The sequence below is a fragment of the Glutamicibacter sp. BW78 genome, from assembly GCF_002332245.1.
Taxonomy (GTDB): Bacteria; Actinomycetota; Actinomycetes; order Actinomycetales; family Micrococcaceae; genus Arthrobacter_H; species Arthrobacter_H rhombi_A.
Window position 1 is genome coordinate 376237 of sequence record NZ_NRGU01000038.1, and the last position, 22342, is coordinate 398578.

General features: G+C 62.2%; 24 protein-coding genes. 15 read left to right on the forward strand and 9 right to left on the reverse strand.

The features are described from left to right. Window positions 1-78: 78 nt before the first annotated feature. Window positions 79-558 carry an Lrp/AsnC family transcriptional regulator gene (locus CIK75_RS12025; protein WP_087000021.1) on the reverse strand — a complete coding sequence of 160 codons (480 nt, stop codon included), beginning with the start codon at window positions 556-558 and terminating at the stop codon, window positions 79-81. Window positions 559-727: 169 nt separating this feature from the next. Between CIK75_RS12025 and CIK75_RS12030 the strand changes: the two genes are divergently transcribed. Then, entirely contained in the window at window positions 728-1972 is a 1245-nt protein-coding gene (locus CIK75_RS12030; protein ID WP_096224361.1) for an MFS transporter, read from the forward strand. A 17-nt stretch (window positions 1973-1989) separates the two neighbouring features. On the opposite strand, the gene CIK75_RS12035 is transcribed toward CIK75_RS12030, so the two are convergent. After that, a complete protein-coding gene (locus tag CIK75_RS12035; RefSeq protein ID WP_096224362.1) occupies window positions 1990-2475 on the reverse strand; it encodes an Lrp/AsnC family transcriptional regulator in 486 nt (161 codons plus the stop codon). Between the two features lie 68 nt (window positions 2476-2543). On the opposite strand from CIK75_RS12035, the gene CIK75_RS12040 reads away from it, so the two are divergent. The 7 genes from CIK75_RS12040 (at window position 2544) to CIK75_RS12070 (ending at window position 8679) form a co-directional block, all read left to right on the forward strand. Beyond that, complete coding sequence (locus tag CIK75_RS12040) at window positions 2544-3029, forward strand: NUDIX domain-containing protein (protein WP_086999510.1); 486 nt, start codon at window positions 2544-2546, stop codon at window positions 3027-3029. Continuing rightward, on the forward strand, window positions 3026-4003 hold the full coding sequence (locus CIK75_RS12045; protein ID WP_086999512.1) for an ATP-binding cassette domain-containing protein: 978 nt from the start codon (window positions 3026-3028) through the stop codon (window positions 4001-4003). The genes CIK75_RS12040 and CIK75_RS12045 overlap by 4 nt, the downstream gene beginning before the upstream one ends. Next, a complete protein-coding gene (locus CIK75_RS12050; protein ID WP_086999514.1) occupies window positions 3990-4673 on the forward strand; it encodes an ABC transporter permease subunit in 684 nt (227 codons plus the stop codon). Before CIK75_RS12045 ends, CIK75_RS12050 begins: the two co-directional genes overlap by 14 nt. Then, window positions 4670-5404, forward strand: coding sequence for an ABC transporter permease (locus CIK75_RS12055; RefSeq protein WP_086999516.1), 735 nt, complete (start codon window positions 4670-4672; stop codon window positions 5402-5404). Before CIK75_RS12050 ends, CIK75_RS12055 begins: the two co-directional genes overlap by 4 nt. Further along, on the forward strand, window positions 5401-6366 hold the full coding sequence (locus CIK75_RS12060; protein WP_086999518.1) for an ABC transporter substrate-binding protein: 966 nt from the start codon (window positions 5401-5403) through the stop codon (window positions 6364-6366). Before CIK75_RS12055 ends, CIK75_RS12060 begins: the two co-directional genes overlap by 4 nt. A gap of 81 nt (window positions 6367-6447) precedes the next feature. Further along, entirely contained in the window at window positions 6448-7662 is a 1215-nt protein-coding gene (locus tag CIK75_RS12065; RefSeq protein ID WP_086999520.1) for a pyridoxal phosphate-dependent aminotransferase, read from the forward strand. A gap of 114 nt (window positions 7663-7776) precedes the next feature. Then, the gene (locus CIK75_RS12070; RefSeq protein WP_086999523.1) at window positions 7777-8679 is read left to right on the forward strand and encodes a PPK2 family polyphosphate kinase; all 903 of its coding nucleotides are present in this window, start codon (window positions 7777-7779) and stop codon (window positions 8677-8679) included. A 5-nt stretch (window positions 8680-8684) separates the two neighbouring features. Here CIK75_RS12070 and CIK75_RS12075 read toward each other — a convergent pair whose 3' ends face one another. Beyond that, on the reverse strand, window positions 8685-8933 hold the full coding sequence (locus tag CIK75_RS12075; protein WP_086999525.1) for an exodeoxyribonuclease VII small subunit: 249 nt from the start codon (window positions 8931-8933) through the stop codon (window positions 8685-8687). Beyond that, window positions 8930-10180 carry an exodeoxyribonuclease VII large subunit gene (xseA, locus tag CIK75_RS12080; RefSeq protein WP_096224363.1) on the reverse strand — a complete coding sequence of 417 codons (1251 nt, stop codon included), beginning with the start codon at window positions 10178-10180 and terminating at the stop codon, window positions 8930-8932. The genes CIK75_RS12075 and xseA overlap by 4 nt, the downstream gene beginning before the upstream one ends. Before the next feature lie 258 nt (window positions 10181-10438). Between xseA and CIK75_RS12085 the strand changes: the two genes are divergently transcribed. Then, complete coding sequence (locus CIK75_RS12085; RefSeq protein WP_143413342.1) at window positions 10439-11278, forward strand: hypothetical protein; 840 nt, start codon at window positions 10439-10441, stop codon at window positions 11276-11278. Window positions 11279-11288: 10 nt separating this feature from the next. Continuing rightward, complete coding sequence (locus CIK75_RS12090; protein WP_087000023.1) at window positions 11289-12377, forward strand: 4-hydroxy-3-methylbut-2-enyl diphosphate reductase; 1089 nt, start codon at window positions 11289-11291, stop codon at window positions 12375-12377. Here the strand turns inward: CIK75_RS12090 and CIK75_RS12095 are convergent. Further along, window positions 12374-13630, reverse strand: a complete 1257-nt coding sequence (locus tag CIK75_RS12095; RefSeq protein ID WP_096224365.1) for a DNA recombination protein RmuC — start codon at window positions 13628-13630, stop codon at window positions 12374-12376. The two genes, CIK75_RS12090 and CIK75_RS12095, sit on opposite strands and share 4 nt — an antisense overlap. A gap of 54 nt (window positions 13631-13684) precedes the next feature. Between CIK75_RS12095 and ychF the strand changes: the two genes are divergently transcribed. Together ychF and CIK75_RS12105 are read left to right on the forward strand one after the other, a co-directional pair. Continuing rightward, window positions 13685-14770: a redox-regulated ATPase YchF gene (gene ychF, locus CIK75_RS12100; RefSeq protein WP_096224366.1), complete on the forward strand. Its 1086-nt coding sequence runs from the start codon at window positions 13685-13687 to the stop codon at window positions 14768-14770. 216 nt (window positions 14771-14986) lie between these two features. Further along, the gene (locus CIK75_RS12105; RefSeq protein ID WP_096224367.1) at window positions 14987-15682 is read left to right on the forward strand and encodes a hypothetical protein; all 696 of its coding nucleotides are present in this window, start codon (window positions 14987-14989) and stop codon (window positions 15680-15682) included. A gap of 18 nt (window positions 15683-15700) precedes the next feature. Here CIK75_RS12105 and CIK75_RS12110 read toward each other — a convergent pair whose 3' ends face one another. Then, a complete protein-coding gene (locus tag CIK75_RS12110; RefSeq protein WP_143413343.1) occupies window positions 15701-16027 on the reverse strand; it encodes a hypothetical protein in 327 nt (108 codons plus the stop codon). Between the two features lie 61 nt (window positions 16028-16088). On the opposite strand from CIK75_RS12110, the gene CIK75_RS12115 reads away from it, so the two are divergent. Then, window positions 16089-18263: a phage infection protein gene (locus CIK75_RS12115; RefSeq protein WP_096224440.1), complete on the forward strand. Its 2175-nt coding sequence runs from the start codon at window positions 16089-16091 to the stop codon at window positions 18261-18263. Between the two features lie 228 nt (window positions 18264-18491). On the opposite strand, the gene CIK75_RS12120 is transcribed toward CIK75_RS12115, so the two are convergent. Then, window positions 18492-19151 carry a hypothetical protein gene (locus tag CIK75_RS12120; RefSeq protein ID WP_096224369.1) on the reverse strand — a complete coding sequence of 220 codons (660 nt, stop codon included), beginning with the start codon at window positions 19149-19151 and terminating at the stop codon, window positions 18492-18494. Between the two features lie 142 nt (window positions 19152-19293). Continuing rightward, window positions 19294-19509, reverse strand: coding sequence for a hypothetical protein (locus CIK75_RS16080; protein ID WP_143413344.1), 216 nt, complete (start codon window positions 19507-19509; stop codon window positions 19294-19296). Between the two features lie 46 nt (window positions 19510-19555). On the opposite strand from CIK75_RS16080, the gene CIK75_RS12125 reads away from it, so the two are divergent. Both CIK75_RS12125 and CIK75_RS12130 read left to right on the forward strand, forming a co-directional pair. Continuing rightward, a complete protein-coding gene (locus tag CIK75_RS12125) occupies window positions 19556-19864 on the forward strand; it encodes a hypothetical protein (protein WP_096224370.1) in 309 nt (102 codons plus the stop codon). 268 nt (window positions 19865-20132) lie between these two features. After that, window positions 20133-20723, forward strand: a complete 591-nt coding sequence (locus tag CIK75_RS12130) for a hypothetical protein (RefSeq protein ID WP_096224371.1) — start codon at window positions 20133-20135, stop codon at window positions 20721-20723. A 269-nt stretch (window positions 20724-20992) separates the two neighbouring features. Here CIK75_RS12130 and CIK75_RS12135 read toward each other — a convergent pair whose 3' ends face one another. Continuing rightward, the gene (locus CIK75_RS12135) at window positions 20993-22069 is read right to left on the reverse strand and encodes a hypothetical protein (RefSeq protein WP_158225964.1); all 1077 of its coding nucleotides are present in this window, start codon (window positions 22067-22069) and stop codon (window positions 20993-20995) included. Between the last annotated feature and the right edge of the window lie 273 nt (window positions 22070-22342).

The window sequence follows — 22342 nt, forward strand, 5'->3', positions numbered from 1 at the left end:
GCTGTGTCAATGCCGACAAGTACCTGATGCTCCCACGTTCTGCGTTGTCTTTGATCCCGGGTCCGGACGTCTTCCAGCTTAGTGCCTGCCGGCTCCCGCGAGGTGCCGCAGCAGCGGTTCGGCCCGGTAGGGAATATGTTCGCTCAAGGCCAGGGAGGTTTCCGTACGGATCACCCCGCGCATGCGCAGGATCGAGCGCAGCAGGCTTTGAAGGTGGTGGGTGTCCCGGGCGACGACGCGGCACCACACGTCACCGCGCCCGGAGATCTCATGGACCTCCAGGACCTGTTCCTGGGTCCTCAGGGCAGCGATGACGGCGTCGAGTTCGCGGTGGGAGACCTCGATGGTGATGAACGCCAGCACGTCGAAACCCAGCGCCGCCACATCGACCTCTCGTCCGCCGTGGCGCAACACCCCGGTCCTATCGAGTCGCTTAAGTCGTGACTGCACGGTGTTCCGGGCCACCCCCAACGTGGTGGAGAGGTCCCCGATCTGCGCCCGGGGTTCTTCGAGCAGGGCGAGGACCAAACGCAATTCGAGTTCATCAAAAGTAGCCATGATGCATCCCAGTAGATCACATTCACGTCGAATTTTGATCGAAATCATCAATTAGTGCTCTCGAGGTGAAATATTTGGGGCCATCCTCACCCAGAATGATTACTCGAAGCTCAAAACGGGACATCCACCGTGGAGACCACCGCCGCCGAACCCCACCCTGCGAGGCCTTGTGACCGTCATCAGCGAACTGCGTATGCGCGCCCACCCCACGGCACCGAACCGCGGTTGGGATGCCTCGGTGAAGGCCCGCCTGTTGCTGACCTTCGCTGCCATGACGCTTCTGCTCATCGGCGCGAACCTGGCCACCCCGCTGTACCCGCTCCTGCAGGAGCAGCTCGGGTTGGGGCCGTTCGCCGTGACCCTGGCCTTCGCCTCCTATGTGTTGGCGCTGATCGCCGGGTTGGTGCTCTACGGTCATTGGTCCGATCACATCGGCCGCCGGGCCGCCCTGGTCCTCGCGGTCCTCGTGGGCCTGGCCGGAGCGGTGGTCTTCGGTCTGGCCACCGGGCTCGGGGGACTGATCTTCGGACGCATCCTGCAGGGGGCGGCCGTCGCCCTCTGCACGGGCGCCAGTAGCGCCGCCCTGCGTGAACTCCTGCCCCGCAACCCCGAGTGGGCCAGTCGGCTGACCCTGTTGGCTTCGGCGTCGGGGGTGGCTGCGGGCCCTCTGTTGGGCGGTGCGCTGGGCGTCCTGCCCCGGCCCGACCTGACCCCGTTCCTCCTGTTGGGCTTCGCCTTGCTACTCGTGTTGGTGCCGTTGTGGGTGCTGCACGCCCGCCCCGCCCTGGCCCCTGCCCCCGGAGCCGCTGCGGTGAAGGCCCTGCGGCCACGCCGGCTGGGCCCCGTAGCCGATGCCCGCGTGCAGTTCCGCCGGGCGGCTTCCATCGGGTTCCTCAGCTTCGCCCTCTTCGGATTCGGGCTCTCGCTGGCCCCGCGCTATTTCGCCGACCTGTTCGGGATCACCTCGATGCTGGGCATCGGAGCATTGGCCGCCCTGACCCTGATCGCTTCGGCCGCCGCCCAACTGCTGGGGCGTTCGCACCGCAAGCTGCTGCCGGTGGCACTGATGGTCATGGCCGCCGGGATCGTCCTGATTGCCGTGGCAGGGTCGGTACGCAGCCTGCCATTGCTCATCGCCGCCAGCCTGCTCGCCGGTGCCGGACAAGGCACCGCCTTCCGCACGGCCTTCAACGACGTCGCCCTGGCGGTGGAACCCGCCCGACACTCCCAGGTGATCAGCACCGTGTATGTGGTGACCTATCTGGGCAGCGCCGTCCCGGTCCTGTGCCTCGGCCTGGTCGCAGGAGTGATCGGCTTACCGGCAGCGGTGGCCTGGTTCGCCGGAGTGATTGCCGCAGGATGCCTGGCGGTGGCCATCAGCGTGCTGGCCCACCGGCAGCCCGACGCCGCCTAGGGGCATCAGCCAGCTCTTCAGAGCGGGCCGGCCTGGCCCTGGACATGATCGAAGACCAGCGTCGTCTCGGTATGGCCGACGGCCTCATCGGTCGCCAGGTTGTCCAGCACCCAATCACGCAGTGCCTCCGTTGAAGGAACCGCCACATGGAGCAGGTAGTCGGTGCCGCCGGAGACATGGAACATCGACAGGACTTCGGGCAACTGCGGCACCCCACCGGTGAACCTGTCGATCTGAACGCGGTCGTGGATGCGCAACTTCACGGCAATCAACGCCTGGACGCTCCGGCCGACCGCCGGTAGATGCAGTCGAGCGTGATAGCCCTCGATGATCCCGCGTTCGACCAACTGGCGGGTGCGCAGCAGGGCCGTCGACGGAGCGATCCCGGCCCGCTGGGCCAACGCGGCATTACTGATGCGGGCATCGGCGAGCAGTTCGGAGATCAGCACACGGTCAACCTCGTCCAACGGGGTGCTTCCTGAGGGCTTCTTGGCGGCAGACATGCCAATATTCCACCACATGCGGCCCGGTTCGCGGAGCGGGAGGCCGACCGGCGCAGTACGCTGGGGCCATGAGCACTGCGCCCCGGGAGCCGGACACAGGTTTCGATACACGGCTGGCCGCCTATTGTGTGGTGGTCCGTCACTCCAAAATCTTGCTGGCCCTGTGGGACATGCGTTCCAGATGGCCGGGCTTCACCCCCCGATGGACGCTGCCCGGGGGAGGCGTTGAACTTGGAGAGGCCATCGAAGACGGAGCCGTCAGAGAGGTCTCGGAGGAAACCGGCTACGACGTGCGCCTGACAGGACTGTTGGACGTGGACGCCGGACATATACCTGCCGAATCCAGATTTCACCCGACCGATAAACCACTGCAAAACGTGGCGGTGCTCTACTCGGCAGAAATCACCGGTGGTGAGCTGGAATTCGAAGTTGACGGCACCACCTCACAGGCAGGTTGGTTCGACCTCGAGGAGCTGTCCCGGTTGGAGCGGACCTCACGGGTCGACTGGGCAGTGAAAGCACACCACCACCACGTTGACGGGGGCCGTCCATGATCCGCTTTGAGAACGTCAATAAACAGTACGACGGCGGTGCTCCGGCAGTCTCCGATCTCAACCTGGAGATCCCGGAGGGCTCCATCACCGTCTTCGTGGGTCCTTCCGGCTGCGGGAAGACCACCTCCTTGAGGATGATCAACCGCATGGTGGATCCGACCTCGGGCACCATCGAGGTCGATGGCCGCAATATCGCCGACGTCGCCCCCTATCAACTGCGCCGTTCCATGGGGTATGTCATGCAGGCCGGGGGCCTGATGCCGCACCGCACGATTGCCGAGAACATCGCGACGGTGCCCCGACTCATCGGTACCGCGAAGGCCGACTACCGTCGCCGGGTAAAGGAACTGCTCGACACGGTGGGGCTCGACGCAGAGCTCGCCGGCAGGTATCCGGCCCAACTCTCCGGAGGCCAGCAGCAACGTGTGGGGGTGGCCCGGGCCCTGGCCGCGGACCCCCCCGTGCTCCTCATGGACGAACCCTTCAGCGCCGTGGACCCGGTGGTCCGCGGAGAGCTGCAAAGCGAACTGCTGCGCCTGCAAGGCCAGCTCTCCAAGACGATCGTTTTCGTCACCCACGATATTGACGAGGCGGTTCTGCTGGGAGACCACGTCGCCGTGATGGGTAACGGGGGAGTGCTGCAACAGTTCAGCCCACCCGACGAACTACTCCGGGCCCCAGCCAATGACTTCGTCGCCCACTTCATCGGCCGCGACCGCGGTTTCAGGGCGCTGTCCTTCCGCCCCGCCACCGAGCTGCACTGGAAGCCGATGGCCGGGCATACCGACGACGATGTGGCACACGCCGTCCGGATCCCACGATCGTCCACCGTCCGTGCCGCCTTGGATGCCGCCCTGACGTCGCTCTCCGGGCTGGCGCTCGCCGTGGACGAGGACGGAACCGAAACCGGACTTCTGGACGCCGCGGAAATTGGCCGTCAGATCGGTGGGAGAGACCACGATGAAGTGGCTTGAAGGTCATTGGCAGGAGATCCTGAGCCTGGCCGGTAGCCACCTCATTCAATCCATCCTGCCGCTGCTGCTCGCTGCCCTGATCTCCATTCCCGTGGCCCGGCTGATCCGCATCAATGGAACCCGGCGCCGTCGTACCGTGAGGTGGGGCGTCGTCCAGCTCAGCGCCCTGCTCTACACGATTCCCTCACTGGCCTTATTCGTGGTGCTGCCTTCCATCCTGGGCACCCAGATCCTGGACCCGCTGAACATCATCGTCGCCTTGACCATGTATGCCATCGCCCTGCTGGTCCGTAGCGCGGCCGACGCCCTGGAATCGGTGGACCCCGCAGTCCTGCGAGCCGCCGATGCCATGGGCTACCGGCCCGTGCGTCGGTTCTTCTCGGTGGACTTGCCGTTATCGCTGCCGGTCCTCTTCCCCGCATTGCGCGTGGTATCGGTCAGCAACATCTCGTTGGTCAGCGTGGGGGCACTGATCGGCATCGACAACCTGGGAACCTTGTTCATGGACGGACTGCGGCGCAGCTTCACCTTCGAAGTCGGGGTGGGCATCGTCGCCACCCTGGTGCTGGCCCTGTTGATGGACCTGATCCTGGTGCTGGCCCAACGGATGCTCACCCCCTGGGAGCGCGCCCGGACGGCACCCCGACCGACACGGTGGGTGGCAGCATGAGTGCCTCCACTGCCGCGATCGCCCTGCTGCCCGCTGCCGTGCCCACTGCCAGCCCACTGGGCGGACTCGCCGAATGGTTTTCCCGCCCCGGGACGCTCTCGGGTCCCGGAGGCATACCGACCCGTCTGGTCGAGCATTTGGCCTATACGGGTCTCACCTTGGCCATCGCCTTGGTCATCGCCGTGCCGATCGGCCTCTACGTTGGGCACACCGGCCGGGGCCGGGTCGCCGTCATTGCCGGATCCGGCATGCTGCGTGCCCTGCCGACGTTGGGCATGGTCACCTTGTTCATCCTGCTCTCGGGGACCCTGGGCATCATGCCGCCGATCTGGGCGTTGGTGTTGTTGGCGGTACCACCACTGCTGGCCGGCATCGCGGCAGGTATTTCGGCCGTCAACCCGGGAGTCGTCGATGGGGCCCGGGCCATGGGCCTGACGGAATCGCAGGTGCTTTTCACCGTCGAGGTCCCCAACGCGTTGCCCGTCCTCATGGGCGCCCTGCGTCTGGCTGTCTTGCAGGTTATTGCCACCGTCGCCATCGTTTCGATCATCAATCTCGGAGGTCTGGGCCGCTATCTCATTGACGGCATTGCCGTCCGTGACTATCCCCAGGTCTTCGGCGGGGCCGTCATCATTGCAGCATTGGCTATTGTGGTTGATGCGGTGCTGGCGATGGTCCAACGGATTGCCGTCTCGCCCGGCTTGAGAACCAACACAGGAGGCACCCCATGAACCACATCAACACCTCTGGAGCCCGTCCGGTCCGCCGCGTGCGGCTGATGGCAGCGCTCGGAATCGTCGCAGCCCTGGGCCTGTCGGCCTGTAGTGGCTCCGACCCGCTCGCCGGAGATAGCCCACAGGCTTCGGGATCGGCCTTGGATCGACCACTGGTCATCGGCAGCGCCGACTTCCCCGAATCCCAGATCATCGCCGAGCTCTATGCCGGAGCCTTGGAAGGCGCCGGCATCGAAGCGACCACCAAACCGGGCATCGGGGCCCGGGAGGCCTATGTCGGCGCCGTGAAGGACGGGTCGGCCGACGTCGTCCCCGACTATTCGGGAAACCTGCTGCTGTTCTTCGATAAGGACGCCAAGGCCGTCTCCGATACGGAGATTACCGAGGCGCTCAAGAAGGCCGTGCCCGAAGGGTTGGGCGTGCTCAAGGCCTCAGCGGCGGAAGACAAGGACTCGATGGTCGTCACCTCGGCGACGGCCGAGAAATATGACCTCAAGACCGTGTCGGATCTGGCGAAGGTCTGCGACAAACTCGTCCTGGGCGCTCCGCCGGAATTCAAGACGCGGGCCTACGGGCTGCCCGGACTGAAGAAGGCCTACGACTGTGTTCCCAAATCCTTCGAACCCATCGCCGATGGCGGAGGCCCGCTGACCGTCAAGGCGCTGATCTCCGATCAGGTCCAGATCGCGGACATCTTCACCACCAGCCCAGCGATCGAAGACAACGGACTGGTCTCCTTGGAAGACCCGAAGGACAACTTCATCGCCCAGCAGGTCCTTCCGCTGATCAACTCCGGCGTCGTCAGCCAGGACGCGGCTGCGGTGCTGAATAAGGTCTCCAGCGAATTGACTACCGATGACCTGGTTGAACTGAACCGTTCGGTCTCCGGCGACGCGAAACTGGACCCCGCCGATGCCGCAGCCGAGTGGCTGAAGGACAAGGGGCTGGACGGCAAGTAGGCCGGCACCCCACAGAACAGATGCCGCAGCGCCGGGTCGTCCTTCCACGACGACCCGGCGCTGCTGTCATATGCTGGGACAATGCCCGAGTTCAAGCAGTCCAATAAGCTCCACAACGTCCTGTACGACATCCGCGGCCCGCTCCTCGAGCACGCCCAACGGATGGAATCCGAGGGGCACAGGATTCTGAAGCTGAACATCGGCAACCCGGCACCCTTTGGTTTCGACGCCCCCGATTCGATTCTGGTGGATATCATCCGCAACCTGCCCCAGGCCCAGGGCTACTCGGATTCCCGCGGGATCTTTTCCGCCCGGACAGCCGTCTCGCAGTATTACCAGACCCGCGGCATCCAGACGATCGGCGTTGATGACGTCTACCTGGGCAACGGGGTTTCCGAACTGATCACCCTGAGCCTGAACGCCCTGTTGAATAACGGTGACGAAATCCTCATCCCGGCGCCGGACTACCCGCTGTGGACCGCATCGGTTTCACTGGCCGGGGGCACCCCGGTGCACTACCTCAATATCGAGGAGGAAGGGTGGCTACCGGATCTTGAGGACATCGAAGCGAAGATCACCCCGCGGACCAAGGGCCTGGTGATCATCAACCCGAACAACCCCACGGGCGCGGTCTACCCCAAGCACATCCTGGAGGGCATGCTCGAGCTGGCCCGCAAACATTCCTTGATCGTCTTCTCCGACGAGATCTACGAGAAGATCCTCTACGACGATGCCGTGCACTACAACACGGCGGCCCTGGCCGACGACGTGCTGATCATGACGTTCTCCGGGCTCTCCAAGGCCTACCGGGTCTGCGGTTTCCGGGCCGGCTGGATGGCGATCTCCGGGCCCCGGCATCAGGCTGCGGACTACATCGAGGGCATCAACCTGCTGACGAATATGCGTCTCTGCGCCAACGTCCCGGCGCAACACGCGATCCAGACGGCCCTGGGTGGATACCAATCGATCAACGACCTCCTGCTGCCCGGCGGCCGGCTCAAGGAGCAGCGGGACACCGCTTACCGGTTGCTCAACGATATCGACGGCGTTTCGGTCCAGCAGGCGCAGGGGGCGATGTACCTGTTCCCGAAACTGGACCGGGAGGTCTTCCGTTTCGATAACGATGAACAGTTCGCCCTGGACCTGCTCAAACAGCAGAAGATCCTCATCTCCCACGGGCGGGCCTTCAACTGGATCACCTCAGACCATTTCCGGTTGGTGACCCTGCCCTCGGTACCCGACCTGGAGGAAGCCATCGGACGGATCGCCGAGTTCCTGGACGATATCCGCCGCTGAGCCGTTCCCTTCCATCCGGGGACGCTCCGGCGCTATCGGGGGAGTGCCCCGGATGGCATAGTGGATCGCACGGTGGAGGTGCCGCCGGGCGAAGCAACGGCAAAGGGGCCTCAGATGGGCACAAAGCACAAGAAATCCCAGGACTTTCCCGGGGCATCCTTCGGAGTCACCCACCCGCTATCGTCCCTGTTGCGGGCCGGTCGGGGTTTCTCCTTGCAGGATGCCGACCCGGGAGCGAAGCCCGGCTTCCCCGGAGGCAAGAAGGACGGCAGGAAGGCCTTGGCTGCCGCCGACGAACGCCTCGATGACCTCCAGGAACGCCTCTACGCGCAGGCGATCGGGGGCGACGCCACCGAAAGGGTGCTGTTGGTTCTGCAGGCCATGGACACCGCTGGCAAGGGAGGCATCGTGCGCCACGTCATCGGGTCCGTGGACCCGCAGGGGGTGGAGCTGCAATCGTTCAAGGCACCGACGACGGCCGAGAAGCGCCACGACTTCCTCTGGAGAGTCGAACGCCGTCTGCCGCATGCGGGCATGATCGGGGTCTTTGACAGATCGCATTACGAGGACGTGCTCATCGGCCGGGTGAGGTCTCTGGCCGCCGACCAGGAAATCGAACGACGCTACGGGGCGATCCGCGAGTTCGAGCAGCGCATCGCAGACGAAGGCACGCGCATCATCAAGGTCATGCTCCATATTTCCCCGCAGGAGCAGTATCAAAGACTTTCCGAACGGCTGGATCGCAAGGACAAATACTGGAAGTTCGCCCCCGACGACATTGATGATCGGCTTCTCTGGGAGGAGTATATGCAGGCCTACCAGCGGGTCATCGAAGAAACCGACGCCGAGCACGCCCCTTGGTACGTCGTCCCGGCCAACCGCAAATGGTATGCCCGGGTGGCCGTCCAGCATTTGCTGCTCGAAACCTTGACCGGGATCCACCCGCAATGGCCGGCCGCCCGGTTCGATGTGGAAGCCGAACGCCGCCGGCTCAAGGAAGCGAAGGACGTTGGCTGAACCGTTCAGCTGACCGGAGGATCCTCGGTGTCGCCGCGACCGGCACGGTTGCGTGCCGCATCCAGACGTTCCCGGGCTCCTTCGAGCCAGGCTTCGCAGCGGGCGGCCAGCGCCTCGCCACGTTCCCAGAGGGCCAGCGACTGCTCGAGACTGGCACCTCCTGCTTCGAGCTGGGCCACGACGGCCACGAGCTCCTCGCGGGCCTGCTCGTAGCTCAGCGCGGTGATATCTGCTGTGGAGTCCGTCTCGGTCATGCTGATGCCTTTCTATCGTGTGCTGCCTCGTGTGGGTCGTCATGCCCCGATAAGACGACGGCGGTGAGCTTTCCACGGGCCAGCCGGATGGCCAGCTCGGTATCGGTGGGGGCCTCGGCGGGGGAGCGGACCACCGTACCTTCGCTCGTTTGCACCACCGCATACCCCCGGTCCAGGGTCTGTTGTGGTGAAAGTGCCCGGACCTGGGCCCGCAGGTGCGCTACGGCGTCGTGCCCGCGACGGACCAACATATCGATGGACCGATGGGATCTCTCGCGCAGCCGCTCCAGGTCCTCGCTTCTGACCTGCACCATGCCTTCCGGATGGGCCAGGACTGGTCGAGTGCGCAGGGCGTCAAGTTGTTGGGAGGCACGGTCCAAGAAGAGGGCCACCGAACGGTCCAGCCGCCGCCGGGCCTGGTCGATACCCTGCAGTTCCTCGGTGAGGTCAGGGACGATCCGCTTGGCGGCATCAGTGGGGGTGGAAGCCCGCACATCGGCCACGTCGTCCAGAATCGGCCGATCGGCTTCGTGGCCGATCGCGCTGACCACAGGTGTTTTAGCTGCGGCGACCGCACGTACGAGTTCCTCGGCGCTGAACGGCAGCAGGTCCTCCAGGGCGCCACCACCTCGGGCGATGACAATGAGATCGACCGTAGGATCGGCATCGAGCTCCCGGAGTGCGGCCATGACTTCCGGAACGGCATTGACCCCCTGCACTGCGGTGTTACGGACCGCGAATTCCACCGCGGGCCAGCGCAGTGTGGCATTGCGGATGACGTCCTTCTCGGCGTCCGAGTCACGCCCGGTGATCAAACCAATGCGTTGCGGCAGGAGCGGAAGGCGAAGTTTCCGAGAAGGATCGAACAGCCCTTCCTCGGCCAGCGCATGGCGCAACCGTTCGAGCCGGGCGAGTAGATCACCGAGCCCCACCGGCCTCAAATCCGAGGCGATCATGGAGAGTCGGCCGGTCTTCAAATACAGGTTGGGTGCCACACGGGCCACCACCCGGGAACCGACCTCTGGTTTGGTGTCCAGCCGACGCATCACCGAGGACCAGACGTTGACCGACAGCGAATATTCGACATCAACATCGCGCATGGTGAGGTAGGCGTGGCCGTTGCGGACATTGGCTTCGAGTAGTTGGCCTTCGATCCAGGCCGCCGGCGCCCTTTCGACATGCTGCTTGAGCTTTTCGGAGAAGACTCGGAGCGGCCAGGGGGAGTCGGGGCTCGTGTCACCGGCCATTGGTGGCAAGGTGGCCCCACCTTCGGGCTGTCGGCCCGCTGCGGCGGACGGGTTCGGGTTCTCCACGGCTCTTGCTCCCCGGTCTCGTTGCGGCTCCGGCAGTCGTCCGGGCCCATGTACATGCATACCAGTAGGCTGGGATAATTGGCGCACGCCCGGCCGGGCGTGCCGATGGAAACGACCCGTAAAGGGGAGGCCGTGCGCTCTATAGGACCCGTGGTGCTCATGATCTTGTCGGCGCTACTAGCCTGCGGGGCCGTGACGGGATCTTCTGTCGACCGTTTGGCGCACACCGCAGAACCCGCCCGCCAGATCGCTGGAGGGCTCCCCGCAGACCAGGATATTCGCGCCGCATTGCCCCAGGTCATGATCGATGGCATCCGCGATGCCCTCCCCGGCGGCATCGAATTGCCGGAGGCGTTGGCTGAGCCGTTGAACCGAGCCAGTGCACGGGCCGTGGATGTGGTGTTGGACAGTGACGGATTCCAACCGGCCTGGCTTGAAAGTATTGACGAATCCCGCGAAATCTTCGTGGATCGACTCTCGACTGTCAGGGATGGATCCGCCAAGACGGCGCCGGCCACCCTAGAACTTGGCCCGGTAGTGGACTTGGGGATCGGCGGGCTCAAGGATGCTAGCCCCGGAGTGGGCCTGGGGCTGGTCATCGATTCCCTGGGCCAGGACATCAAGACCTCCGTGCCCCTTGATCTACCGTCTTCCGATCCAGCGGTAGCGCAACGAGTCGCCACGACGGTCTGGTTGGCAGGCTTCTGGGGTTGGGTAGCCCTCGGCTCAGGGCTCTTGGCGCTGGGCGCCGTAGTCCTGGCTCGCCCGTGGTCGCGGGGAGGAGTGGTGGCCGTGGGAGGGATCGTCGTTTGCCTGTGGTCGGCAGCCCTGTTGGTCTTGGCGACGCGCATCGCCCCGGAAGGTGCTGTTCAGGCGTCCGCGGGGCTGGGCGCATTGGCGGGATCCAAGATCATGACCGGGCTATCGGAGCAGGTGCATGGCGTCGGGGTGTCCTCACTCGTTGGTGGGGCAGCGGTCCTGGTTGCCGGGGTTGTGATCCGGCTCCTCGTGGGGCGTCGCAGGAACGGATAGCATGGATGGCATGTCCATCAGTTCTGCCGCCCCGGTTTCCGTGCCCATGCCACAGGTGCCCCGTCGTCGTCGTTCGCCCGAGGAAGTAGCCGCCGTTGCCCCCGTGGCCGGACCCAAACGTGTCCTCTTGGCTGCCCCGCGAGGTTATTGCGCCGGTGTTGACCGCGCGGTGATTGCGGTGGAAAAGGCCTTGGAGCACTACGGGGCCCCGGTCTATGTCCGGAAGCAAATCGTGCACAACGTCCACGTCGTCTCCACGTTGGAGGAACGCGGAGCGATCTTCGTGGAGGAAACCGATGAGGTCCCCGAAGGCGCGCTCGTCGTCTTCTCGGCTCACGGGGTCAGTCCCGCCGTCGTCCAGTCAGCAGAAGATCGCAATTTGCGCACCATCGACGCGACCTGTCCCCTGGTCACGAAGGTGCACCGGGAAGCCGTGAGGTTTGCCAAGGCCAAGAATCACATCCTGCTCATTGGACACGCAGACCACGAAGAGGTCGAAGGCACCTACGGGGAAGCCCCGGAAAGCATCACGATCGTGAACAACCCCGCGGAGGCCCGCACCGTCGAGGTCGAGGATCCGGAGCACCTGATCTGGCTGTCACAGACCACGTTGTCGGTCGACGAGACGCTGGAAATGGTGGATATCCTGCGCGAACGGTTCCCGAAGCTTCAGGACCCGCCCAGTGACGATATTTGCTATGCCACCTCAAACCGCCAGACAGCGATCAAGAAGATTGCCCCCGAGGCGGAACTGGTGATCGTCGTTGGATCGTCGAACTCCTCCAACTCGGTGCGCCTGGTGGAGGTTGCCCTGGAATACGGGGCGAAGTACGCCCACAGAGTTGATTTCGCGCATGAGATCGACGAGACGTGGTTCGAAGGTATTTCCAGTGTGGGCGTGTCCTCGGGTGCCTCGGTTCCTGAAGTCCTCGTCTACGAGGTGTTGGAACTACTCGCCGATTACGGGTTCGGCCCGGTCGAAGAGATCGTCACCGCACAGGAGGACATTATCTTCTCGCTGCCCAAGGAACTGCGGGCCAAGCTCAAGGAAGCCGGCGATACGTCAACGGGGCTCGGCGGGCACGGAACAGCAAACTAGGCGCTCTCTCCGCTAGGCGGTTCCACCATCTGTTCTTGGGCCGGCATCTCCGCTTGCAGGAGCTCGCTGGCACTGAGAACCCGAGGCGTGGACTCCAGCGGTGGGACGGACAATCCCGCGCCATCGACGGAGGAGAGGTCATGTCCCGGATCCAAATTCTGGATCCTGCGTACCGAGGGCAGAACCCTGGACTCAAGGGTCCCCACGAACGAGTTATAACGTTCGACGCTTGATTTCAGCGACGAGCCCAATTTCGTCACATGGGATCCCAGCGTGCCCAAACGGCTGTATAACTCCTTGGACTCGTCGAAGAGGGCCCGGGCGTTATCCGTGAGCAGTTCTTGACGCCAAGCAAAGGACAAACCCTTGAGGATCGAGAGCAGCGTGGCCGGTGCCGCCAGGGCGACATTCCTCGAAAACGCATGGTCGAGGAGCTCCGGATCGCTGGTGACGGCTGCGGCGAGGAAGGACTCCGCCGGCAGGAAGCAGACCACCAACTCGGGACTAGCTGCCAGGGAATCCCAATAAGTCTTCGAACCCAGATCGTCGACATGCGCCCGCAGGGCCTTGGCGTGGGCTTCGAGCAACGTCCGTCGCTCGGCCTCCCGTGACGGCTCCGCCAGGAGGTCAATCTCTTGGGCCAACAGGTAGGAATTGAGCGGGACCTTCGAGTCGACGACGACGGATTTGCCGCCGGGCAGGGTGATGACCATGTCAGGACGCTTGCCGTTGGACGTGGTGACCTGTTCGTTGAAATCCACGCGGGACAGCATGCCCGCTGCTTCCACGACCCGCCGCAGCTGAACTTCACCCCAGGTGCCCCGTGCCGAGGTGTTCCGTAATGCTCCGGCGAGTGACGACGTCGTTCTCAGAATGGCAGCATCCTGTTCGGCCGCCATGTTCAACTGCTGGCTGAGTTGACCGTATTGCTCGACCCGGTCGCGTTCGAGGACCGTCACCTGCTGTTGGACCTGTTGGAGCTTCTCCGCCACGGGAGCCAACACCTGCAGGACCTTCCGATCGTCAGCGTCGCGTTGACGTTCAGCGTCTTGCCGGGACTGGAGGGAATCAAGATGCTCCCGTGCCGCCGCCAGAGCAGATTCGGCGGTGGCGAGTTCCTGGGTGGTCCTTCGGTTCTCGTGGTTGAGCACGGAAAAGCGGTCCTTGAGTCCGAGCATCCAGAGACCGAAAGCCCCGAGAACCAAGCCCAATAACAACGTGAGAGTCGACACAACCCATGCAAAAGCGTCCATGGGTCCACTGTGCCAGTCCGCGCCGACACATTGCGGCAGGTAGAGTTGTCTCCCGTGGCACTTACTATCGGAATCGTCGGACTGCCCAATGTCGGCAAGTCAACCATGTTCAATGCACTGACCCGCGCGCAGGTTCTCGCGGCGAACTACCCGTTCGCCACGATCGAGCCCAACGTCGGCGTCGTTCCGCTACCGGATGAGCGGCTGAAGGTCCTGGCCGGGATCTTTGGATCCGAGCGAATCCTGCCGGCGACGGTGTCGTTCGTGGACATCGCAGGAATCGTCAAGGGTGCCTCCGAGGGGGAAGGGCTGGGCAATAAGTTCCTGGCCAATATCCGCGAAGCAGATGCCATCTGCCAGGTCACCCGGGCCTTTGCCGACCCAGACGTGGTCCACGTCAACGGAGAGATCGACCCCGCAGGTGACATCGACACCGTCGCCACTGAGCTGATCCTCGCCGACCTGCAGACGATCGAGAACCAGCTCCCGCGACTGGAGAAGGAAGTCAAGGCCAAGAAGGCCGACGCCTCCTTGCTGACGGCCATCAAAACGGCGCAGGAGGTCTTGGAAACGGGCACCACGCTGTACGCCGGTGCCGCAGCAGCCAAGCTCGACCTTGCCGAGATCGCTTCGTTGCAGCTCATGACCACCAAACCATTCATCTACGTCTTCAACATGGACGAAGAGGCCCTTGCCGATGAGGCCCTGCGCACCCGCCTGAGCGAGCTCGTGGCTCCGGCCGAGGCGATCTTCCTGGATGCCCAGTTCGAATCCGACCTCGTCGAACTCGAAGAGGACGAAGCCGCCGAGATGCTGGCCGACGCCGGCTATGAGGAGTCCGGCCTCGATCAGCTGGCCCGCGTCGGGTTCAACACCCTGGGGTTGCAGACCTATTTGACGGCCGGCCCGAAGGAATCACGTGCCTGGACGATCCCGCAGGGAGCAACCGCACCCCAGGCAGCCGGAGTCATCCACACCGACTTCCAGCGTGGATTCATCAAGGCGGAAATCATTGGTTTCGAAGACCTGGTTGCTGCCGGGTCAACCGCCGCTGCCAAGGCCGCCGGCAAGGCGCGCATCGAAGGCAAAGAATACGTCATGAAGGACGGCGACGTCGTCGATTTTAGATTCGCGCTCTAACATCTGCTGACGGTTGCGTCGCAAAAAGTGGGGGCTCGATCTCAACATACTGGCCTGACGTTGCCTATTGAGTACTTACTGAGTACTCAGTAGTCTGATGCTATGAACTCTCGCACTGATCGACGTACCGAACTGGGTCTAACTCAGAGCGCCGCTGCTACTAGCGCTGGTCTCAGCCTCGCGACCTGGCGACGCTGGGAGGAGAATCCCGAGTCCGTGAGCGCCAAGACTCGCACGGAGTGCGAGCGTGTCCTCTCTGGCGAGACTGAGCACGCGCGGGCCCTTGCTAAGTCCGTTGCCGCCTTCGAGGTGGCCTGGGGCGACTCTCCTTATCTGACTCCGCGGCAGGCGTATGCGATTGCGATGGAAGTGGACGGTTGGGGCGACATGGATATCGCCGATTGGATCCAGCAGCCCGACAGGCCACTCCACCAGATCAGCCCCTTCGACCTCTTCGATCTGCGGGTGATGATGCTCGTAGGGGAGAGCCGCGCCTGGGCCGAAGCGGTTCGACAGCGCTGCTACAAGCTGTCGGACGGGATCGAGACGGGCATCCTACCCTTCGACCGGCCGGGGCCACTCATCGATGAGGTGCTGATCGGAGCGGCACTTAGCGGCGCTCAGGCTTCCCTGGAGGAGATGCCCGAGCTCTTCGAGCGGATTGGGCCTCGTGAAAGCGTCGACGACGAGGAGAGCGAGCATTATCTCATCGGAGATAACGACTGGGACGTCGTGAGCGACGGCTTCGATGACCGGTGCCGCTGGGACGAGTGGGAGGTGCCGCTGCGTAACGGACATCCGCTCCTGCCTGCTGTCCTTGTGGACCGGCACCCCTTCAGCTGGTTCGACTATATCGAGGCTTCCGGCCCGGGATATCTCCAGGCGTTGGCGGGCCGGCTCGCCGAGGATTAAATCCCTCGCGCAAACACTTCAGTTATCGTCGCCGGGATCTTCATTCTCGATGTTCGGCCCGCACTGCATGAGCATCGACAACACGCGGTCCTGTGCTTCGTAACCGGGTCGTCCGACGTTCTCGAACGGGTTCTCCGGCAGGACGAACGCGTAGGCCGCGTTGTTGCGCGTCTCGCCCCGCTTGCCCTCGATCTCCTCGATAGACGCCGGTGGGATGTCCTGCTCATTCTCGATGCGGCGCTTGTCCTCGATGTGCTCGCCGAGCCGAAGCTGCCAGAGGATCTGATGCATGTGGCCGCCAACGGGCAGTTGCTCATGGCCATTGAAACTCTTCACACTCGACATCTGCTGGAGGCTCCTCACAGTCTGCATGGAGGCGCCGCAGCCGTCCTCTAGGCTGGTAGTCGTGAAGACACTGAATGTTGCTTTGAAAAACTGTCACGGGATCCGCGAGCTCGACGCGTCGTTCAGCTTTAAGAAGGGCAACGCGGTCGCGATCTATGCACCTAACGGCACGATGAAGACGTCGTTGGCGAGGACCTTCAAGGACTTCGCTGTCGGAATTGAAACGTCTGACCGCATGTTCCCAACGCGTGAGACAGAGCGTAGCGTTACCGATGAGAACGGTGACGACTTGGACCCTAACGATGTGGTCGTCGTCCTTTCTTACGACGAGGCGCTAGGGCCAACCGAGTCGACATCGACCCTCCTCGTGAACCCGGAGCTGCGTAAAGAATACGAGGGGCTCCAGGTTGAACTCATCGACGCTCGTGACGAACTAGTGGCAGCTCTCAAGGCGCAGTCTGGGACAAAGCAGAGCGTGGCCAGCGCACTGTCGCGTGTTTTTATGCAGCAGGACGACAAGTTCTTCGATGCGCTCGTGCGCATCAGCTACGAGGTTGAGCAGCTGGAGGACGTCCGGTTCGCTGACCTCCCATACGATCTCTTGTTTAATGACAAGGTCGATGCAATTCTGCGAACACCAGGTGTTCAGGCTCAATTGACCGAGTACGTCACCCGCCTGAACGAGCTTCTGGACGAATCAACTTTCTTCAATCGGAGCTCTTTCACCTTCTACAACGCGACTAACGTAACTAAGAGCTTGGGTGACAATGGGTTTTTCGACGCAAACCACTCATTGCTCCTGCATGGTGAGGAGACCCCTCGGGCGGTGACTAGCGACGCAGACTTAAAGGCGCTGATCGTCGAGGAGAAGACGCGCATTACCGGAGACGACGCTCTGCGCAAGAAGCTGGACGCTGTCGAAAAGGCCTTGCAGAAGAACGTGGAGACGCGCCGTTTCTTCGACTTCATCGCCAGCAGAGAAGAGCTCCTGCCGGAGTTCGCGAATGTCGATTTGTTCCAGGAAAGCATCTGGAAGTCCTACCTCAAGACGCACGAGGAATTATTCCAGCGCGTCGTGAAGTGCTTCAAAGATACGGAGGTACGCCGGAAGGAGATTGAGCAGCAGGCCGCTGCGGAGAGCACCCAGTGGGAGAAAGTCATTCAGATTTTCAATGATCGGTTCTATGTGCCGTTCCGCCTCAGCGCCGAAAACAAGCACCGTGTCTTGTTGGGCCAGGAGACTATGCTCAAGCTGGTCTTCCAGTTCGAGGAGGGAGGCGAGTCCACCAGTGTGGCACGAGACGACCTGCTTTCTGTCCTCAGTAACGGAGAGAAGAAGGCTCTCTACATCCTCAACGTATTGTTCGAAATGGAGGCGCGCAAAGCTGCGGGGCGCGAGACGATATTCGTCATCGACGACCTCGCTGACTCGTTCGACTACAAGAACAAGTACGCCATCATCCAGTACCTCAAAGAGATGGCTGACCATACTGACTTCAAGCTCGTCCTGCTAACGCACAACTTCGACTTCTTCCGAACTCTCGTCAGTCGCGGCGTCGTGGCATATAATCGCTGCTTCATGGCACAAAAGGGCACGCCGGGGATCGTTCTCAACCAAGCCGAGCACGTCAACAACCCGTTCATCCGTGGATTCAAGAAGAACTTCTTCACCGATGGCATGCAGCGCGTTGCCTCGATCCCGTTCGTACGGAATATTCTTGAGTACACCAAGGGATCTGATGACGAGGACTACATCAAGCTGACATCTCTCCTCCATTGGAAGGGCGATTCGGCTGCCATTACAAACGCGGAGTTGGACCGAATCTTTAAAGACACGTTTGACGGGCAGGGGGAAAAGGGCTGGGATTCACCAGCTGAGCCTGTTGTCGACCTCCTACTCGAGCAGGCAGACCAAGCGATCATGGCTGATGAGGGCGTGAACTTCGCGAACAAGATTGTATTATCGATCGCGACACGGATCCTCGCGGAGAAGCACATGGTGACGGAAATTAACGACCCCGGTTTCACGGATGCAATCACCGCTAACCAAGCTCACGCGTTATTTCAGAAGTTCAGGGACTGCGGCCTTGGTAGCTCTAAGGCGCAGGAGACGCTCGACGGCGTCGTTCTAATGACGCCGGAGAATATCCACGTGAATTCATTCATGTATGAGCCCATTATCGACATGTCGGACGCAGCGCTACGTGAGCTCTACTCGCAGGTCAAAAGCCTCTGACGACAGGCCTGCCCAGAGTACGTACGCTCCCAGTTCAGTCGTCCCTTGGTTGAGTGGTCGTCAATGGAGGCCTTGTGTCCCGGGGCGGACCTGCCGGCGCGTGGCCCTCTCCTTCAGCTCCGCGGGATACTTCGATTTTGCTGGCATGAGATGCGTCCTTTCGGGTAATCGATCTCTCCATCAAACCCGGTGCGATTCAGGCTCCTGCTCGCACGCAAGAGGACCGGTTTACGGGCGAGATCTTCCCTGCGAACGTCGTGACGCAATGGCGGCAGCCGTGTTGAAATTGAGAGATCCCTTAGTGCCGACGATCCACCGCCTGCTGTTCATTCCGAGCAGAGGATTTAGGGGAATGTCGTCAGGGAGGACTTGGCCGATCACGAGCAGTTGGGTGGGGGACAGTGCGAAGGAGACGGTCGAGATGTCGGCGCCGTCGGTCGGCTGCCAAAGGAGGACTCCGCCGTCTCCAGTGGCCAGACCCTTTGCCTCTTTCACTTGCCACGGCCATTGTTCGAGCCCGAGCGTGGCCAGCCTAAGGACATCCTGGAGGGACTGTGAGAGGAGTAGCCTATCCCCGAGGCTCAGCTCGGCATCTTCTATATGTCCCCCGGTTCTCAACAAGACGGCCGGGCTCCTGGTTTTGGCCTGATCTGCGTACCGCCCCCGATCAAGGTGCATATCGAGGAATGCAATCACTACTCTTCTATCTGCTTCAGTTAAAGCGAGTTCGTTGCGCAGTTTGACAACGGCCGGGATACCGCTGTTTTCAATAAAGGAGTAGTCCCGATCGAGGTCACGGGTTAGGACTTCGGCTTCGTAGCCGTAGCATACGACCGTGGCGCTCAGGTAGGAGGAGAGATAGCCTCGTCCGTGCTGAAGATCGACCACGTGTTAGCGAGCGCTTTATTTGACGATGTAGCCAGCACCGGGTTTGACGATGCGCCCGAGCCCAAAACGCCCCACCGAGAGTTTCCCGGCGGGGCGTTGGTGGTCATCGTGGCGGCGTGATCGTCATCGCTGCCGGGTACGCTTATTCAGCGAATTCGGTTACCGCCGATTGTGCCGCGGCCTGGTCCACGATGGCATTCTTGGCCAGGCAAGCGGCCATGAGCGCAGTCAACGCGAGGTTGTTCACGGTGCGCGTCCAGTCGACGCGAGAGTCAATGCCTGCCAATGATGACCGGCCGCGGTACTGCTCAATAGCTTGGCACCCGCCCACATGGCCAGAGCGCGCTCGTCCGAACATGGCGGCGCCTTCGCCCTGACGGGCTCCGGTCGGGCATAGTGTGACCATGACTAAGAAAGACAGAACGGAAGTCGTACAGCGGGCACGAGCAGCTCTAATTGTCGCCGCGATGCGGCGCTCCATCGTGACCTACAAGGAACTCGGGAAGGCCCTCGGCATCGACGGCATCGCGCTACGCAACGAGATGCGGCACATCCTCGACGACCTGTCCGATGACTGTAGAGTTCGCGGCGAGAGATCGCTTGCGGCCCTGGTTGTCAATCAAACGACGGGCGCACCTGGTCAAGGCTGGCAGGACGGGGACAGACCGTGGCATGCGGAGGTTCAAGCTATATTCCGACAATGGGGCGCCTAGAAGCGAGCAAGAGAGCGCCAGCGGGTGTCCACGGGAGCCGTAAACGAGGTGCTCAGCGAACTAGGCGCGGCCGGGCGCAATCAAACAGAACTCAGGACAGAGGGGGCGCGGTGACCGGGTATGGATTTTTCATCGGCACGCGAGCCTAACCATACCGGCGGAACGTGCTGTCGAACCGCCGTTGGAGTGGGACTGCTCACGTGGATACTCCCAGTAGTTCCCTGGTAGCCGCGCCGGTCGAGGAACGATATCTGGCAATATTGACCTTGTGGAGATCTTTAGCTTCTTAGCGACCTATGCGATACCCCTTTTTGCGATTGCTGCAGCGTTGTGCGGTGCTGTTGTTGGAGGCTTGGTTGGCCGAAGCAACGACAAGCAAAAACGGATCGGCGAGTTGAAGCGTGAGGTATTGCTCGAGTCCCTTGATCGTGCGTATGAGTTCGAGGATGCCATGCGCAAATTCACCGCGAATGCGCCGCTTGGAGGATCGGATCCCGAGGCCGATGCTGCCGCCGGAGCTGCGCTGGGCAGAGCCTTGGCTTTGGACAGTGAGATGCGTCGACTCCGTGGGCGCGTCGCAGTCGTCGGCTCCCAAGCGATCATTGATTCCTTCGCTGAATTCCAAACAGCGACCGATAAGTTCATGAATGAGTGCGCTCGGCAAATAAACTCAGACGGGATCTTCCGAGGGGCAGAGGCGCAGAAGTTTCATTTGGCGTACGTCCAGGCCTTGGACAAGTACGTCAACAAGACCCGACACGAACTTGGAGTGCGTCGCTCGGTTAAGGCGAAGAACGAACTCCGTACGGACTCTGTTCAGGTTCATCCTCCACGAGACGAGGGCGACGGGGCGCTCTAGCCATCGATGCGCTTCACCCTAGCGCTTCCACGACGGCTTCCGGGAAGTGCGTATTGTCCGCAGAGCCGCCTTGGTGGAGGTGCAACTAGTGCTAGTAGTAGCTGCCGATGTCGCGGCGTAGACCACGTGGCCATCGCTTCTATAGGTTATTCGAGTACGGAACGTGGTCAATTTCCGCTTTTCGCTTTAACTTCTGGCGTCCATCATGACGAGTCCTACCCCGCTCCAAGCCTTCGGAGACGCTCTCTGCGCCAAGAAGAATGGCGGGTTCAGGAGCCGATTCGGGCGATGCCGGGAGCCGAATATCCAGCCGGCAACCTCGAACAGAGGTACTTGAGTGCCTCGTCGATCAGGTCACGCACGTCGATGGCGTCTATCCAGTTGGCCCGGATCTGGCCCGATGCCTCGAACCGGAGGGCCCCGTCGCCGACAAACCCCGGTTTCACGGATCTCCTAGTTGTGTTCTTGAGACCATGCTCGACGACAGGGAGCCAGATCTCGTCGTTCGGGTTGCTCCGACCGCCTCCACCGCGGAAGACGATGAGTTCGCTCAATTCTGGCCGGACCTGTTTGAGGTGCGAGGCGAAGGCGTCGACGCGGATGGCGGCGTCCATGTTTTTCGCGAGGGCCCATGCTTCGGAGCGAGACTCTCGAGTTTCGTCCAAGTCGGAAAAGTCAACGCCCAGTCGGAAGTTGATCTGTCGCAGCCCTTCAACCCAGCGAGCTTCGGCGATCAGGCAACGGGCGTCGTCGCCGTTCAATTCCGCAAAACCCTGGACCAGTGCGAGTCCACTCGACCCTGACGACACGCCGGCGAGGGACAGCCACCCATGCTCATTCAGATCGTGCTTGAGCTGACGCGAGACGAGGATCGCCACAAACTTTTCCTTGAGTTCGCCGAGCTTGGCTGCCCCGACAGCTGGGCGGAAGGCGGAGTTGACGATGGTGTCCCATTTCCGCATAGCCCTTGCCGCCATTCGTGCAAGCAGCGCTGCCTCCTCGTCGCATGACCCCGACCAGGCGTTGAAGACATCGGCGAGGGAGCGGTAGCTCCATCGAGGGTAGCCATTGACCAGTGTGCTGTCCGCCGCCATGCCGACCAGGATGAGGTTGCCGTCGCTCGAGGCCTCATATCGCTTGCGCTGGCCGTCTGAAAACTGGTGAGCGACCTTGACCTCGATCGCGACCTCATCGCCATCAGAAGACGTAAGCAGAAGGTCAATTGTCCCGCGTACGGACCTCCTCCCCTTGAGCTTCGCGAACGGGCGCTCGCGGTCACTGGTGACGGGCACCATGCCGATGATTTCGCCCCACGGGGTCGGATCGCGATCGGTGAGCTCCTGCAATAGGTTGGATACATGGACCTCGGTCGTCAGAATCCTTTCGAATCCCCTGAGCTCATTACCGTGGGACACGGTGCTTCACCATCCTCAATCTTGAGTCGTATGGTCTGAGCCTAATCGTGTGGGCCGATCGCCCGGGCCAAAGAGGGCACGCCGAGGCGGATCGAGGCGAACGCTGATCAGAAGGCTGGGCTTCGATTTTTAGAGGTTATTCGGTTACGAAACGCGGTCGACTTCCGGTTTAACGTCTAGCGTTATTGACGCGACGCGTTATAC

What these genes read in the sequence shown, in the direction of transcription:
- CIK75_RS12025 (WP_087000021.1), bottom strand. Translation starts at nt 558, where the DNA reads ATGGCTACTTTTGATGAACTCGAATTGCGTTTGGTCCTCGCCCTGCTC.
- CIK75_RS12035 (WP_096224362.1), bottom strand. Translation starts at nt 2,475, where the DNA reads ATGTCTGCCGCCAAGAAGCCCTCAGGAAGCACCCCGTTGGACGAGGTT.
- CIK75_RS12040 (WP_086999510.1), top strand. Translation starts at nt 2,544, where the DNA reads ATGAGCACTGCGCCCCGGGAGCCGGACACAGGTTTCGATACACGGCTG.
- CIK75_RS12045 (WP_086999512.1), top strand. Translation starts at nt 3,026, where the DNA reads ATGATCCGCTTTGAGAACGTCAATAAACAGTACGACGGCGGTGCTCCG.
- CIK75_RS12050 (WP_086999514.1), top strand. Translation starts at nt 3,990, where the DNA reads ATGAAGTGGCTTGAAGGTCATTGGCAGGAGATCCTGAGCCTGGCCGGT.
- CIK75_RS12055 (WP_086999516.1), top strand. Translation starts at nt 4,670, where the DNA reads ATGAGTGCCTCCACTGCCGCGATCGCCCTGCTGCCCGCTGCCGTGCCC.
- CIK75_RS12060 (WP_086999518.1), top strand. Translation starts at nt 5,401, where the DNA reads ATGAACCACATCAACACCTCTGGAGCCCGTCCGGTCCGCCGCGTGCGG.
- CIK75_RS12065 (WP_086999520.1), top strand. Translation starts at nt 6,448, where the DNA reads ATGCCCGAGTTCAAGCAGTCCAATAAGCTCCACAACGTCCTGTACGAC.
- CIK75_RS12070 (WP_086999523.1), top strand. Translation starts at nt 7,777, where the DNA reads ATGGGCACAAAGCACAAGAAATCCCAGGACTTTCCCGGGGCATCCTTC.
- CIK75_RS12075 (WP_086999525.1), bottom strand. Translation starts at nt 8,933, where the DNA reads ATGACCGAGACGGACTCCACAGCAGATATCACCGCGCTGAGCTACGAG.
- xseA (WP_096224363.1), bottom strand. Translation starts at nt 10,180, where the DNA reads ATGGCCGGTGACACGAGCCCCGACTCCCCCTGGCCGCTCCGAGTCTTC.
- CIK75_RS12090 (WP_087000023.1), top strand. Translation starts at nt 11,289, where the DNA reads ATGTCCATCAGTTCTGCCGCCCCGGTTTCCGTGCCCATGCCACAGGTG.
- CIK75_RS12095 (WP_096224365.1), bottom strand. Translation starts at nt 13,630, where the DNA reads ATGGACGCTTTTGCATGGGTTGTGTCGACTCTCACGTTGTTATTGGGC.
- CIK75_RS12110 (WP_143413343.1), bottom strand. Translation starts at nt 16,027, where the DNA reads ATGTCGAGTGTGAAGAGTTTCAATGGCCATGAGCAACTGCCCGTTGGC.
- CIK75_RS16080 (WP_143413344.1), bottom strand. Translation starts at nt 19,509, where the DNA reads ATGTTCGGACGAGCGCGCTCTGGCCATGTGGGCGGGTGCCAAGCTATT.
- CIK75_RS12125 (WP_096224370.1), top strand. Translation starts at nt 19,556, where the DNA reads ATGACTAAGAAAGACAGAACGGAAGTCGTACAGCGGGCACGAGCAGCT.